Raw genomic sequence first — 12,708 nt, forward strand, 5'->3', positions numbered from 1 at the left:
CATGTTACGTATGGCACAATCATTTCCAACGTTCTTGGTGATGGCCACTAATGACGTCCACAGATTCGCAGCGCTGCTGTGACTTTTTCCCCAAGAGGAGAACCATGAAGAAACTGAACAAAGTAGCGATGTTGTTTGCCTGCGCTGCACTGGCAACGGCTGCCGGCGCTCAAGTCAAGGCTGCCAATGGCGGCAATGTCATCGACAACTGGCAAAACGGCACCAGCGAGCTGGTCTGGAAGAACGGCACGAACGAACTGTGCTGGCGCGATACCAACTGGACCCCCGCAACGGCTGCTGCCAACTGCGACGGCGCCCTGCAACCCCCGGCACCCGCACCCGTGGTCGCTCCTGCGCCCGCACCGGCTCCCGCACCTGCACCGGCACCCGCTCCTGCAGTCGCATCGAAGGTGACCTACGCTGCTGACGCGTTCTTCGACTTCGACAAGTCCGTGCTGAAGCCTGCTGGCCGCGAAAAGCTGGACGACCTGATCTCCAAGGTCAAGGGCGTGAACCTGGAAGTCATCATTGCCGTGGGTCACACCGACTCCATCGGTACCGATGCCTACAACCAGAAGCTGTCGGTGCGCCGTTCCGAAGCCGTGAAGGCTTACCTGGTGTCGAAGGGCATCGAAAAGAACCGCGTCTACACTGAAGGCAAGGGCGAGAAGCAGCCCGTGGCCGACAACCGTACGGCCGAAGGCCGCGCGAAGAACCGCCGCGTGGAAATCGAAGTGGTGGGCACCCGCGCCGCTCAGTAATCTCCGGATTACTCTGAAAAAGCCCCGGAGACGGGGCTTTTTTTATGCCCCAGCCCATCTTCAGCGTGAAGGAAAAGCACCGATGCAAGACGCGATCAATGTCGACCCGGCCGAACTGGCCAAGTTCTCCGATCTGGCCCACCACTGGTGGGATCCGGAAAGCGAATTCAAGCCGCTGCACCAGATCAATCCGCTGCGTCTGGAGTGGATCAACGGCATTGCGCCGCTGCATGATCTCGATGTGCTGGACGTCGGCTGCGGCGGCGGCATCCTCGCCGATGCGATGGCGCGCAAGGGGGCCGTGGTGACCGGTATCGACCTGGCCACCAAGTCGCTGCGCGTGGCGCAGTTGCATGCGCTCGAAGCCGAGACCCCGCGCATCCGCTACGAGGAAGTCGCCGTCGAGGCGCTGGCCGCGCGCCAGCCCGCGAGCTTCGATGTAGTGACCTGCATGGAAATGCTGGAACATGTACCCGACCCGGAATCGGTGGTCAGAGCCTGCGCGGACCTGGTCAAGCCGGGCGGATGGGTGTTTTTTTCCACCTTGAATAGAAACGTGAAATCTTTTGCGCAAGCAATTGTTGCAGCCGAATACTTGCTCAATCTGCTGCCGCGTGGTACGCATGAGTACGCCAAGATGATCCGGCCCAGCGAACTGGCCGGCTACTGCCGCACGGCGGGCCTGAATGTGCTCTATGCCAAGGGCTTGCAGCACAACCCGCTCACGGGCCGCTATTGGCTCAGCGCCGATACCAGCGTCAACTACATGATTGCCACGCAAAGGCCGGCGCAATGAACCGAGGATTCCCAGGCATCAAGGCCGTACTGTTCGATCTCGACGGTACCTTGATCGACAGTGCCCCCGACCTCGGCGCGGCGGCCGACCAGATGCGCGTGGCGCGCGGCCTGCCGTCTCTGCCGCTGGCGCAGTACCGTCCCATGGCTGGCGCCGGCGCGCGCGGCATGCTGGGCGTGGCCTTCGGCATCACTCCTGACACGCCCGACTACGATGTGCTGCGCGAAGAGTTCTTCCGCAACTACGAATTGCGCATGACGCAGACCACCTATGCCTTCGACGGCATTGCGCAATTGCTGGCCGATATCGAGGCGCGCGGCCTGGCGTGGGGCATCGTGACGAACAAATCCGCGCGCTTCACCGACCCCTTGACGCGCGCCATGCCGCTGCTCAAGAGTGCGCGCGCCGTGGTCAGCGGCGATACCACGCCGCACTCCAAGCCCCATCCCGAGCCGCTGTTCGAAGCCGCCCGCCGCCTTGCATTGCCGCCCGAAGCCTGCATCTATGTCGGTGACGACGAACGCGACATCGTGGCCGGCCGCGCCGCCGGCATGAAAACGGTGGCCGCACTCTACGGCTACCTCGGCGCCGTCGACACCACCGAACACTGGGGCGCCGACGCTGCAATTAAATACCCCCACGAGCTCTTGCAATGGCTCGATGTGGCCTAAAATGTGAGTCATGGGGCTGTCCTGGTTTCGACGTGGGTTCGGAGCCGGTGTGGTGCATGTCGAGCTTGAATGACGCTCGTAAATCTCCGTTCAACAAAAGTAACTGCAAACGACGAACGTTTCGCACTCGCCGCTTAATCCGGTGAGCTTTGCAACAGCACGTTGATGGGCTGGGCAAGGGGGTCGCAAGACCTCCCGGCTGCAAAGGAATTTTCATCAACTGGTTCTGTGCCGGGTACCTTGGTATGGAACGAGAAAATAGGGTACTGGCCTTGTTCACAGCGTGTGCCTGCGCGGTGACCGGGGCGAGATTCAAAACAGAGCGCTAAACATGTAGATCTGCCCGGTAAAGGCTTGCGGACGCGGGTTCAATTCCCGCCAGCTCCACCATCCATGAAGGCCAAGTGATTGATTCACTTGGCCTTTTTCGTTGCGTCGTTAAATGGCCGCAAACCGGTCTTTCAAAGGCCCCGGATAGCTAAGATGGCTGCAAGCCATCTTGCCAATGACGCCATGCCCCGTTCCTTCCTGTTGAAAAGCGCTGACCCAGGTCTCGAAGATCGCCTGTTCAACGAGGCTTTCTGCCAGACGCTGGCCATGGTGATGGGACTGCGTCCCGTGGCCGTGCAACTGCAGGCATTTGGCGGGCGAAACTTTTTGCAGGTCGAGCGCTTTGATGTGGCAGCCGACGCGCCGGGGGTGGCCCGGCAGTTGCGGCAGGGAGACTTCCGCACCGCGCTGGCTGCTGTGCCGCAGCCTACGGGCAAGCGCAATGGCGAGCTGGGTCTGGCGCAATGCTTTGCACTGTTGCGCAGTGCCGCTTGTCCCGCGATGCCGCAGCTTTTGCGTTTTCTGGATTATGTGGTTTTCAATGCGTTGATCGGCAATGACGACGCCCACGCAGGCAGCTATTGCCTGCTGTACCCTGACCGGAATGCCGTGTTGGCGCCGCTGCATGGCACGTTGTCGACGGCGATCGACGTGCCGGGCGATGGCCGCATGGCCATGGGCATCGGCGGCCAATACCGGTTCAGCGAGCTTGAGGCGAAGAATTGGATGCGATTCGCGCAGGAAACCGGCCTGGGCGAAGCACGGGTACGCACGCAGGTACTCGAGATGGCGCGAACACTGCCGGTGGCGGCACGCCGGCTCTCCTTGCGGCACGACCTGGGGTTTGCCGAGATGACATTGGTCCCGCGCATAGTGGCTTTGGCGGCGCAGCGCTGCCATATCGCCACGGCGGGTTTTGCTGCATGACGAAAACCACTCAGAGCAAAGGCGGCATGTTGCCTTTGGTGGCAACCGCGGCAATGAAGCCGAATGCCATGATGGAAAGCCAAAGCAGCAAGTAAAACAGGAATTTGATCGTTTGGGACATGGATGATCCGGGCCGAGAAAAGGCAATCGAAGTGTTGATTTGTTCCTTGTCTGGTGGCTCGCGCGCATGAGCCACCTTGATGGCGCAAGCGGATGCCGAAGGACGGGCCCCGCGTGCTCACGCGTCCATTCTTGGTGCGGTTGGCCACGCTGGACGTAGGCCAACATCTCGTTACAACGCCGTTTGTGTTGGATGAGGTGTCGAAGTTCCCCGATCGTCCGCGCGTGTTCTGGATGGCAAGCTTTTCGCTGCCGGGGATGAACGGCAAAGGCCCGCGCATGGCGGGCCCGTTCGTTCCGTGGCGCAGGCCCCCGTTTCGGGGAGCCAAGGTCACTCAGGAGGATTGATCCTTGCCCTTGGTGCCGCCGCTGTTTTGCTGCTGCTGCTCCAGGTTCTTGCTGTTTTCCTGGTTGCGATTGCTGCGCCAGGTGTTGAACTCATCCGAGAATTTCTTGTAGCGGTCGGCGCGCCAGCTTTCGTAGTCGTTGTCCAGGTTGCGCAGTTGTTCGCTGCGCCATTGCTGGTAATCGGGGTCGTGCTGGTTGTGCGACTGGGATTGGTGGCCCTCGTCGCGCATGCCGCCGCGCGAAAAACGGCTGGCGTCGCCATAGAAGCCTTCGTTGTAGCGGTCGCCGGACTGGCCGCCCCCGTAGCCACCGCGGCCGAAGCCGCCCTGGCCGCCACCGAATTGCTCACTGCGGGTGCTGTGGCCGTAGCCCGACTGGCGGCCGCCGCTGCCTTGGTCGAAGGCCTGCTGCTGGCGGTCCCAGCCGCCGTAGGAGCGGTCATCCTGGTATTGCTGGCCGCCGCCCTGGCCATGGCCCTGGGACTGGCGGTCCCAGCCGGAGCGGTCGTCCTGGTAGTTCTGGCCGCCGCCGTAGCCGCCATAGGTCGATGTGCCGGAGCCGCTGTAGCGGCTCGAGCCGTAGTCGGAACCGAAGTCGTGGCGGCCGGCACGGCCGCCATAGTTGTCGAAGTCGCTTTGCGATTGCTGGCCGTATTCGCGTTCCTGGTAATTGTGCTGGCCACGCGGTGCGCCGATCTGGCCCCCGCCGCCGTTCTCGCCGCGCACAGACGGGCGATCGTCGTATTGCTCTTGTCCTCGGTTGCGGCGTTGATGTTCGTTGTGGTCACGAGAAGCCATATCCATCTCCAAAAGAAAGTGACGCAGCCTGGCTGCAAGCCCGTACGAGGAAATTCCGCGTACCCGGTAGAGCCACTTTGGATCAGGGTTTTTCCTTGATTTGTAGGAGCTCGCCGTCCTGGCTGTCAGCACGGCGACCGCGCTGGTTACCAGGGCTTTCATCGTTTAGCGAGGTGCTACGAATGTAAGTTTGCTCTGCGGCTGGCTTACAGACTTCCGAAATCCGAAATGAAAAAACCCGCCGGGTTTGCCGGCGGGTTCGAGGCAATACAGGTGAACGTCAGGGTGCGACGCGCACCAGCGACAGGTGGGCGGTCCTGCCCGCGCCCCGGGTCAGCACGGGGTAGGCGGTATCGCTGGCATAGGTCGTCTGGTTGCCCAGCGTGATGCGCGCATTGACGCGGTATTCGGCATCGGCGTTGATGGGAGCGGCGTTGGTGGGCAGCATGAACTTGTAGGGCGGCTTCAGGTTCTCGATCTGCAGCGCGGTCTGGCCCACGACGCGCGCCGGAGCGCCGACGCTGGAGATCTCATGCAGTTCGACGATCAGCGTGGATTGCGGCGGCACCATCATGGGCTGCGTCAGATCCACCGTGCCGACGATGGCATTGGCCTGGGGCGCGGGCGTGCGGTCGGTGTTGGCGCAGGCGGCCAGCAGTGCGGCCGCAGACATGATGCTCGCCAGGACGGCGCGGCGTGGAGTGATGTTTGCAATCATTTCAATCCTTCTTCTTGGTGCAGAGACTGAAGTCTCGGCGCATGGCGCAGGGGTTGGCTGTAGGACGAGGGTCAGCAAGCACCGCTGTAATTTCTTAAATGCCGTGACCTCCCAAGCACACGGCGGCACCCGCGAAGGCAATACCGTTGCAACCCACCCGTCCACCGGGGCTGCGTTAAGATAGCGCTTCGCTCCGGGGTGCACGCCAGTGCTGAGATCCATACCCGAGAACTTGAACCGGGTCATTCCGGCGGAAGAAGAGCTTGCGTCTCGACGTGGCTGCGCCTTGCGCGCGCCCGGGCGAGGGGCCTTCGGAGCATCACGTCCCGCTCTTGAAGGAATTCCATGGACAAGGCCGCCTCGCTGGTCGCAGACCTGCTTGCATTCATCGCGCTCGATGGCTGCACCGATGAACAGTTCGACGCGCTGGCGCTGCAGCTGTTTGCCTACCAGTACGAATCCAATCTTCCTTTCCGCAGCTTCTGCCAGCGCCGCGGCGCGACGCTGCGCAACGTGAAGACCTGGAGCGACATTCCCGCCGTGCCCATCGATGCGTTCAAGGCCATGGAACTGCGCAGCGCGCCGCCGTCGCCGGCCGAGCGGGTGTTCATGACCAGCGGCACCACGGGCCGCACCACGCGCGGGCGCCACTTCCATCCGGCACTTGAGGTGTACGACCTGTCGATGACGCGCAATTTCGCGCAGCGCTTCATGCACGGCGAGGCGCGCCTGCCCATGGGCATCCTGTTTCCCGACGAGCAGGCGATGCCCAACTCGTCGCTGGCGCATTACCTGGCACTGGCCAAGTCCGCGTTCGGCAGCGCGGACAGCCGCTATTTCCTCACGCCCGAGGGCCTGGACATGCCCGGCCTGTGCGCGGCCCTGGAAGCATCTGAACAAAGCGGCCAGCCCTATGCGCTGCTGGGCGCGAGTTTCAGCCTGGTGCATGTGATGGACGCACTGCGCGCCCAGGGCCGCAGCTTCCGGCTGCCCGCGGGCAGCCGCATCCTCGACACGGGCGGCTACAAGGGCCAGTCGCGCGAGTTGCCGCTCGAGCAGTTCTATGCCGATCTGTCGCAGTTGCTGGGCGTGCCGCATTCGCATTGCATCAACATGTACGGCATGACCGAGCTGAGCACCCAGTTCTATGACGATGGCAATGCCACGCTGCCGTCGGTCAAGTCGGGGCCGCACTGGATACGTTCGCGCCTGGTCGAGCCGGTCACGGGACGCAGCGTCGCGCCCGGCGAGCGCGGCATCCTGGTGCACTGCGACCTGGCCAACTACAACGCGGTGACCACCATCCTGACCGAGGATGTGGGCCTGTGGGCCGAGGGCGGCTTCCTGCTGCTGGGGCGCGCCGAGGGCGCGGCGGCCAAGGGCTGTTCGCTGGCAGTGGATGAATTTGTCAAGGCTTCGGCCGCATGAGGCTGGAGCGCATCAAGGCCGGGTATCTGCCGGGGCTCGAAGACGGGGCGGTGCAGTGGCACGTGCTGCCGTTCGCGCACGAGCGTGGGCGGCTCGAGGTGGCCGTGCCGGTGCTCACGGCTGCGCAGATGCAGGCGCTCGCCGACCGCGTGCGCGCGGCCGCGCACCGGAATCTGCGCGCGATGCCGGTGGCCGAGATCATTGCCGCGATCGACCGCGCCATCATGCGGCTGCTGGACCGTGACGACCCGTACCGGCGCCAGGCCGAAACCTGGCTGCCCGTGGTCAGCGGCTACGACGCCGACATGGTGCGGCTGGGCCTGACGGGATTCTTCAAGACCTTCCGCGCGGCGCAGCTGCGGCGCTTCGTGGCCGAGGATTTTGCCAATCCAGCCGTGCTTGACGGTTTCGAGCCCGCGCCCAAGGGCGGCGCGGTCCGGGCCTTCGGGCCCGACCTGCTGATGCACAGCTGGGCCGGCAACGTGCCCGCGCTGTCGCTGTGGAGCCTGGTCTGCGGGCTGCTGGTCAAGGCGCCCGCCATTGGCAAGCTGGCCAGCGCCGAGCCGCTGTTCGCGGGCTGGTTTGCCCAGCTGCTGGCCGAGGTGCATCCGCCGCTGGCCGAATGCCTGGCCGTGGTCTGGTGGAGCGGCGCGGGCGGATCGAACGGTGCGGGCGCCAAGGGCGCGCAGGTGCTGCTCGCACAGGCCGATACGGTGCTGGCGTATGGCGGCAACGAGACCCTGGACGCGCTGCGCCGGCGCCTGCCCGTGACCACGCGCTTCCTGCCGCATGGGCACAAGCTGGGCTTTGGCATGGTGAGTGCGCAGGCGCTCGATGCGCTCAAGGCGCCGGCCGTGGCGCGGCTCGCCGCCTGGGACGTGATGCGTTATGACCAGCAGGGCTGCTATTCGCCGCATGTGTTCTATGTCGAGCGCGGCGCTCCCGTGGCGCCGCGCGCGTTTGCCGACCATCTTGCGGCCGAGCTGGCGAATCTGCAGCGGCGCTTCGCGCGCCGGCCGCTGGCGCTGGAGGAGGGCGCGGCGGTGGCCAGGTGGCAGCAGACCGCCGAGTGGGGCGGCGGTGCCGACGATCTGCTGATCGGACCGGCCGATGCAGCCTGGAGCGTGGCGTACTGCGACAAGCTGGCGCCTTTGGCGCCCACCGCGCTGTACCGCAGCATTGCGGTCGTGGCGGTCGAACGCCTCGATGATGTGGTGCCCGTGGTGGCGGCGCAGCGTGCGTTCCTGCAGACCGCGGGCGTGGCCGCCGGCCCCGAGGAGTTGTACCGGCTGGCCGGCCTGCTGGGCGCAGCGGGCGTCACGCGCATCAGCGCCATTGGATCGATGAGCATGCCCGAAGCCGGCTGGCACCATGACGGCCGCTTCAATCTGCTCGATCTGGTGCGCATGGCCGAGATCGAAGCATCGGCCGAAGCCGCGGCGCAGCCGTTTGCCGGCTATGCGGACTGACGGGCCGGGTATGGCATTTCTCGCTATCGAGCAGGTGCGCTTCACCTATCCCGGCCGCAAGCCCGTGGTCGACGGCGTCGACTGGCGCATGCTGGCGGGCGAATTCCACTGCCTGCTGGGGCGCAGCGGCTGCGGCAAGACCACGCTGTTGAAGCTGGCCGCAGGGCTGTTGCGGCCGCAGTCCGGGCGCATCCTGCTGCGCGGCGGCGAGCTGGCATCGCCCGGGCCGCAGCTCGGATTCATGTTCCAGGCGCCGACGCTGCTGGAGTGGCTGAGTGCGCTGGACAACGTGCTGCTGCCGGTATCGCTGCAGCGCCGGCCCACGACGCAAGACCGGCAGCGCGCGCTGCAGCTGCTGGCGCAACTGGGACTTGAGGACCATGCGCCACACCATCCACGCCAGCTCTCCGGGGGGCAGCAAAGCCGCGTCGCGCTGGCCCGGGCGCTGATGCTCGAGCCGCCGCTGCTGCTGTTGGACGAGCCCTTTGCGGCGCTCGACGCGATCACGCGAGCCGAGCTGCAGGACGATCTGCTGCGTACCTGCCGCGCGCGCGGCACGACGGTGCTGTTCGTCACGCATGACATCAACGAGGCGGTCTACCTCGGCGACCGCATCGCACTGATGCAGCACGGGCGCATCGTCGACGATATTGCCGTCGCGCTGCCCGCGCCGCGCAGCCAGGCCATGCGCCACGGCGCGGCCTTCAATGAATACTGCGCGCGCGTGCGCGCTGCGATGGACCGGAGCGGCGCATGAGTCCCTCGGCATTCCAGGTTCGCCTGCTTTCCGCGGCGCTTTTGCTCGCGTTGCTGGGCCTGTGGGAACTCGTGGTGCGCAGCGCGGGTTTGTCGGCGCTGGTTTTGCCCGCGCCTTCGGCCGTGGCCATGTCGCTGTGGTCGGGCTTGGCCTCGGGCTATTTCTGGCCGCACCTGGCGGCGACGCTGCAGGCGCTGCTGCTCGGGTTCGCGGCGGGCAGTGTGGTGGGGCTGCTGGCCGGCATGGCGCTGGCCGAATCACCCCTGCTCGAGCGCGTGCTCAAGCCCTATGTGGTGGTGAGCCAGGTCGTGCCCAAGCTGGCGCTGGCGCCGCTGTTCGTGCTCTGGTTCGGCTTCGGCTTGCTGCCGACGGTGCTGATCACGGCGCTGATCTGCTTTTTCCCGCTGATGGAAAACACGCTGACGGGCCTGCGCCAGGCCGATGTCCAGCGGCTGCAGCTGTTTCGGATGCTGGGCGCGACGCGAATGCAGACGCTGCTGCGGCTGAAGCTGCCCACGGCCCTGCCGGCCATTCTTGCAGGCCTGCGCGTAGCGCTGGTGCTGGCACTGGTGGGCGTGGTGGTGGCCGAGTTCATGGGCGCGAGCCGCGGCCTGGGTGCGGTGGTCATTGCCGCGCAGGGAATGATGGATACCAGCTTGATGTTCGCGGCGCTGGTGCTGATCGCCGCCATCGGCCTGCTTTTGTACCAGGGCTGCCTGCTGCTCGAACGCCGGCTGCTGCGCGCCCACGCCATTTCCAACGACCCCGCTTGATTGCGCTACACGCCATGCATACATCCCTGCCGCCTCTTTTCCTTTCGCGCCGCCGCCTGCTGGGCGCGGGTCTTGCCGGCCTGGCGCTTGCGGGAAATTCCGCCACCGCCCAGGGCCTGGGCAAGGTCCGCCTGGCCGGCTGGAGCAAGCCGATCAGCGAGATCACCAACCTGCTGGCCGAACCCGACAAGGGTTTCTTCAAGGCGCGCGGCGTCGAACTGGTCTACCTGCCGGGTGCGGGTGGCGGCGACGCGATCCGCAACACGCTCAGCGGCCAGGCCGATGTGGCGTTCACCGATCCCGGCTCGTTCTTCATGGCGCTGGACAAGGGCGAGAAGCTGGTGGCGATCTACGACATCTACCCGCAGAACGTGTTCAACGTGGTCTCGCTCAAGACCTCGGGCATCCGCAAGCCGGCCGACCTCAAGGGCAAGAAGATCGGTGTCTACAGCCTGTCCAGCGGCACGCGCCAGAACCTGCTGGTCATGCTGCACCAGGCGGGCCTCAAGGAGTCGGATGTGCAGATCGTGGTCACCGGCCTGCTGAACTTCGCGCCGCTGATGCAGGGCCAGGTCGATGCCACGGCGGCGACCGACACCGGGCTGGCCGTGGGCCTGCGCAAGGGCATTGGCGACGTGAACGTCATGCCGGTGCGCGAGCACCTGAACATGTCCAGCGACCTGTTCGTGGTGCGCGAGGAAGTGTTGCGCCAGAAGAAGGACCTGCTCAAGGCCTTCCTTCAGGGCTACCGCGACAGCGCGGCATGGATGATCGCCCACCCCGAAGAGGCCGCGCAGCTGGCGGTCAAGCACGCGATCGACGGCACGCACCGCGACATCAACCTCGATGTGATCCGGCTGCGCAATGCGTCCTCGCTGCCCACGGGGCCGGGCGCTGCCTCGCGGCTGGGCAGCTTCGACCTCGCGGCGCTGCAAAAGGGCGCCGATGCGTATCGGGCGCTGGGACTGGTGCAGCGGCAGATCAAGGTGGCGGACGTGGTCGACACCAGCCTGCTGCCGGGAGCCTGAGATGGATGCGTCTGCCATGGGCCTGCGCGGCAAGGTGGTGCTGGTCACGGGAGCGAGCCGGGGCATCGGTGCGGCCATTGCCGTGGCGTTCGCGCGACAGGGGGCGACGGTGGCCGTCAACCACCTGTCCAACGATGCGGCCGCGGCGCAGACGGTCGCGGCCTGCGTGGCTGCGGGCGGCGATGCCTGGGCCGCCAAGGCCGACGTCGGCGACCGGTCCGCGGTGCAGGCCATGGTGGACGGCATCGTGCGCGAGGCCGGAACCATCGACATCGTGGTCAACAACGCCTTCAAGCCCTTTGCATTCGACCCCGAGCGCCGGCGCCGTTTCGAGGACCTGGAGTGGAGCGACTACCAGGCGCAGTTCGACGGTGCCGTGGGCGCGGCCTACAACGTGTGCCATGCGGCGCTGCCGCAAATGCGCCGGCGCGCGCGCGGCAGCATCGTCAACATCGCCAGCAATCTGGTCGAGCATCCGGTCGTGCCGTACCACGACTACACCACGGCCAAGGCCTCGCTGGTGGCTTTCAGCCGCAACCTTGCCAGCGAACTCGGGCCGGTGGGCATCCGCGTCAACTGCGTGGCGCCAGGGCTGGTCTATCCCACCCAGGGCAGCCTGGGTACGAAGGAGTCGTTCCGTGAGGCGCTCATGGCGGCCACGCCCTTGCGGCGGCTGGCGCGCCCTGAGGATGTCGCAGGGCCGGTCCTGTTCCTGGCATCGGAGCTCAGCGGTTTCATGACGGGGCAGGTGCTGCTCGTGGATGGCGGATTGGTGATGCGCTGAATTGCCCATTGCGATCATGGCGGTATCGGGGTGTAAGCCAGGGCCGACCACGCATCCGCTTTTGCTCCTACCGCGGCGCCGCCCGGGCTGATGCATCCTTGAGTCATACACCAACCCATGGATCCCCGCGAAGGATCCAAGCCACAAAGGAACCGTTATGAACACCGATCAAGTCAAGGGTACCCTCAAGGACGCAGCCGGCAAGGTGCAGCAAAAGGCTGGCGAGGTGGTCAACAGCCCCGAGCAGCAAGCCAAGGGCGTTGCCAAGCAGGTCGAGGGCAAGACCCAGAAGGCCGTGGGCGACGTGAAGGAAGCCGCGAAGGACGCAACGAAGTAACCGTTGTTCGTGCCGGTTACCGCTAGGTAACCGGTGAGCACGAGCCCAGGCATGCGTATGCAGCCTGGGCTTTTTCACAGGCGCGCTGCGGCGCGTCAAATGCGCCGATGTCCGACATCCCGGCGCATGCAAGCCCCATAAGGTACCTGCATGAATACACCTCCCGACGAAAACCAGGCCAAGCGCAACGCGTCTTTCCGCAGCCGCTTTTTCACCTCCCGCGGTCTCACGGTCATTGCCGGCGTATTGATTTTCCTGTTGATCGCGATCTTCGTGCCCTGGTAAGCCGGAGCCACTCCATGACATGAGGCCCTGGTTGTGAAGACAGCCAGGGCCTTGTTGTTCGCGTCAGCATCGCCCCGGCGCTCTCAGTGCGGTGCTGCCGACAGCGCCTGCGGCGGCGCCGAAGTCGCGCCGTGCGGTGATGCGGGCAAAGCGTTGAGCGCCGCCGCCCAGGTATCCTTCATTTGGTTCACGACGCCGTGGCAATAGCGGTCGCCTTCCTTGTTGAGGTTGTACCCGCAGTTGCGGGCATAGGCTTCAAAGCGAAGTTTTTCCAGCGGAGTCATGCGATGCCTTTGCGCGCAGAACGCGTTGTCATGTGGTGTCAGTAACCGGGGCAGGCGAGTGGTTCCCGAACTTGGTATGTTCTTCCTGCGGCGCG

The 12,708-nt window shown here is 65.2% G+C and carries 15 protein-coding genes and 1 other RNA gene; 13 read left to right on the plus strand and 3 right to left on the minus strand.

What is annotated here, in order from left to right; translation table 11 throughout:
• The first annotated feature begins 104 nt into the window (after nucleotides 1-104).
• From ompA to HUK68_RS07710, 5 genes are all read left to right on the plus strand, one after another.
• Complete coding sequence (gene ompA / locus HUK68_RS07690; RefSeq protein ID WP_175503658.1) at nucleotides 105-761, plus strand: outer membrane protein OmpA; 657 nt, start codon at nucleotides 105-107, stop codon at nucleotides 759-761.
• Nucleotides 762-843: 82 nt separating this feature from the next.
• The gene (gene ubiG / locus HUK68_RS07695; protein WP_175503659.1) at nucleotides 844-1,557 is read left to right on the plus strand and encodes a bifunctional 2-polyprenyl-6-hydroxyphenol methylase/3-demethylubiquinol 3-O-methyltransferase UbiG; all 714 of its coding nucleotides are present in this window, start codon (nucleotides 844-846) and stop codon (nucleotides 1,555-1,557) included.
• Nucleotides 1,554-2,228 (plus strand): HAD family hydrolase, encoded by a 675-nt coding sequence (locus HUK68_RS07700; RefSeq protein ID WP_175503660.1) that lies wholly within the window; start codon nucleotides 1,554-1,556, stop codon nucleotides 2,226-2,228. Before ubiG ends, HUK68_RS07700 begins: the two co-directional genes overlap by 4 nt.
• 12 nt (nucleotides 2,229-2,240) lie before the next feature.
• Nucleotides 2,241-2,618, plus strand: a transfer-messenger RNA (tmRNA) gene (ssrA, locus tag HUK68_RS07705).
• Between the two features lie 93 nt (nucleotides 2,619-2,711).
• Complete coding sequence (locus tag HUK68_RS07710) at nucleotides 2,712-3,485, plus strand: HipA domain-containing protein (RefSeq protein WP_279614296.1); 774 nt, start codon at nucleotides 2,712-2,714, stop codon at nucleotides 3,483-3,485.
• A 455-nt stretch (nucleotides 3,486-3,940) separates the two neighbouring features.
• Here the strand turns inward: HUK68_RS07710 and HUK68_RS07715 are convergent, their stop codons facing one another.
• Both HUK68_RS07715 and HUK68_RS07720 read right to left on the minus strand, forming a co-directional pair.
• Nucleotides 3,941-4,750 (minus strand): hypothetical protein, encoded by an 810-nt coding sequence (locus HUK68_RS07715; protein ID WP_175503662.1) that lies wholly within the window; start codon nucleotides 4,748-4,750, stop codon nucleotides 3,941-3,943.
• Nucleotides 4,751-5,030: 280 nt separating this feature from the next.
• On the minus strand, nucleotides 5,031-5,468 hold the full coding sequence (locus HUK68_RS07720; RefSeq protein ID WP_175503663.1) for a YbaY family lipoprotein: 438 nt from the start codon (nucleotides 5,466-5,468) through the stop codon (nucleotides 5,031-5,033).
• A 345-nt stretch (nucleotides 5,469-5,813) separates the two neighbouring features.
• On the opposite strand from HUK68_RS07720, the gene HUK68_RS07725 reads away from it, so the two are divergent.
• The 8 genes from HUK68_RS07725 to HUK68_RS23410 all read left to right on the plus strand — a co-directional run bounded on the left by HUK68_RS07725 (nucleotide 5,814) and on the right by HUK68_RS23410 (nucleotide 12,329).
• The gene (locus HUK68_RS07725) at nucleotides 5,814-6,896 is read left to right on the plus strand and encodes a LuxE/PaaK family acyltransferase (RefSeq protein WP_175503664.1); all 1,083 of its coding nucleotides are present in this window, start codon (nucleotides 5,814-5,816) and stop codon (nucleotides 6,894-6,896) included.
• Nucleotides 6,893-8,365, plus strand: a complete 1,473-nt coding sequence (locus HUK68_RS07730; RefSeq protein ID WP_175503665.1) for an acyl-CoA reductase — start codon at nucleotides 6,893-6,895, stop codon at nucleotides 8,363-8,365. The genes HUK68_RS07725 and HUK68_RS07730 overlap by 4 nt, the downstream gene beginning before the upstream one ends.
• A gap of 10 nt (nucleotides 8,366-8,375) precedes the next feature.
• A complete protein-coding gene (locus HUK68_RS07735) occupies nucleotides 8,376-9,122 on the plus strand; it encodes an ABC transporter ATP-binding protein (protein WP_175503666.1) in 747 nt (248 codons plus the stop codon).
• On the plus strand, nucleotides 9,119-9,895 hold the full coding sequence (locus tag HUK68_RS07740; protein WP_175503667.1) for an ABC transporter permease: 777 nt from the start codon (nucleotides 9,119-9,121) through the stop codon (nucleotides 9,893-9,895). The genes HUK68_RS07735 and HUK68_RS07740 overlap by 4 nt, the downstream gene beginning before the upstream one ends.
• Nucleotides 9,896-9,909: 14 nt before the next feature.
• Complete coding sequence (locus HUK68_RS07745) at nucleotides 9,910-10,923, plus strand: ABC transporter substrate-binding protein (protein WP_175503668.1); 1,014 nt, start codon at nucleotides 9,910-9,912, stop codon at nucleotides 10,921-10,923.
• Between the two features lie 16 nt (nucleotides 10,924-10,939).
• Nucleotides 10,940-11,707, plus strand: a complete 768-nt coding sequence (locus HUK68_RS07750; RefSeq protein ID WP_175505769.1) for an SDR family oxidoreductase — start codon at nucleotides 10,940-10,942, stop codon at nucleotides 11,705-11,707.
• A gap of 157 nt (nucleotides 11,708-11,864) precedes the next feature.
• On the plus strand, nucleotides 11,865-12,044 hold the full coding sequence (locus tag HUK68_RS07755; RefSeq protein WP_175503669.1) for a CsbD family protein: 180 nt from the start codon (nucleotides 11,865-11,867) through the stop codon (nucleotides 12,042-12,044).
• Between the two features lie 150 nt (nucleotides 12,045-12,194).
• On the plus strand, nucleotides 12,195-12,329 hold the full coding sequence (locus HUK68_RS23410) for a hypothetical protein (RefSeq protein WP_279614297.1): 135 nt from the start codon (nucleotides 12,195-12,197) through the stop codon (nucleotides 12,327-12,329).
• 83 nt (nucleotides 12,330-12,412) lie between these two features.
• On the opposite strand, the gene HUK68_RS07760 is transcribed toward HUK68_RS23410, so the two are convergent.
• Nucleotides 12,413-12,613 carry a hypothetical protein gene (locus HUK68_RS07760; RefSeq protein ID WP_175503670.1) on the minus strand — a complete coding sequence of 67 codons (201 nt, stop codon included), beginning with the start codon at nucleotides 12,611-12,613 and terminating at the stop codon, nucleotides 12,413-12,415.
• Nucleotides 12,614-12,708: the final 95 nt, after the last annotated feature.

Source organism: Comamonas antarctica (genome assembly GCF_013363755.1).
Taxonomy (GTDB): Bacteria; Pseudomonadota; Gammaproteobacteria; order Burkholderiales; family Burkholderiaceae_C; genus Comamonas; species Comamonas antarctica.

Excerpts from the sequence above, each read along its gene's own strand:
- ompA (WP_175503658.1), top strand. The coding sequence starts at position 105 with ATGAAGAAACTGAACAAAGTAGCGATGTTGTTTGCCTGCGCTGCACTG.
- ubiG (WP_175503659.1), top strand. The coding sequence starts at position 844 with ATGCAAGACGCGATCAATGTCGACCCGGCCGAACTGGCCAAGTTCTCC.
- HUK68_RS07700 (WP_175503660.1), top strand. The coding sequence starts at position 1,554 with ATGAACCGAGGATTCCCAGGCATCAAGGCCGTACTGTTCGATCTCGAC.
- HUK68_RS07710 (WP_279614296.1), top strand. The coding sequence starts at position 2,712 with ATGGCTGCAAGCCATCTTGCCAATGACGCCATGCCCCGTTCCTTCCTG.
- HUK68_RS07715 (WP_175503662.1), bottom strand. The coding sequence starts at position 4,750 with ATGGCTTCTCGTGACCACAACGAACATCAACGCCGCAACCGAGGACAA.
- HUK68_RS07720 (WP_175503663.1), bottom strand. The coding sequence starts at position 5,468 with ATGATTGCAAACATCACTCCACGCCGCGCCGTCCTGGCGAGCATCATG.
- HUK68_RS07725 (WP_175503664.1), top strand. The coding sequence starts at position 5,814 with ATGGACAAGGCCGCCTCGCTGGTCGCAGACCTGCTTGCATTCATCGCG.
- HUK68_RS07730 (WP_175503665.1), top strand. The coding sequence starts at position 6,893 with ATGAGGCTGGAGCGCATCAAGGCCGGGTATCTGCCGGGGCTCGAAGAC.
- HUK68_RS07735 (WP_175503666.1), top strand. The coding sequence starts at position 8,376 with ATGGCATTTCTCGCTATCGAGCAGGTGCGCTTCACCTATCCCGGCCGC.
- HUK68_RS07740 (WP_175503667.1), top strand. The coding sequence starts at position 9,119 with ATGAGTCCCTCGGCATTCCAGGTTCGCCTGCTTTCCGCGGCGCTTTTG.
- HUK68_RS07745 (WP_175503668.1), top strand. The coding sequence starts at position 9,910 with ATGCATACATCCCTGCCGCCTCTTTTCCTTTCGCGCCGCCGCCTGCTG.
- HUK68_RS07750 (WP_175505769.1), top strand. The coding sequence starts at position 10,940 with ATGGGCCTGCGCGGCAAGGTGGTGCTGGTCACGGGAGCGAGCCGGGGC.
- HUK68_RS07755 (WP_175503669.1), top strand. The coding sequence starts at position 11,865 with ATGAACACCGATCAAGTCAAGGGTACCCTCAAGGACGCAGCCGGCAAG.
- HUK68_RS23410 (WP_279614297.1), top strand. The coding sequence starts at position 12,195 with ATGAATACACCTCCCGACGAAAACCAGGCCAAGCGCAACGCGTCTTTC.
- HUK68_RS07760 (WP_175503670.1), bottom strand. The coding sequence starts at position 12,613 with ATGACTCCGCTGGAAAAACTTCGCTTTGAAGCCTATGCCCGCAACTGC.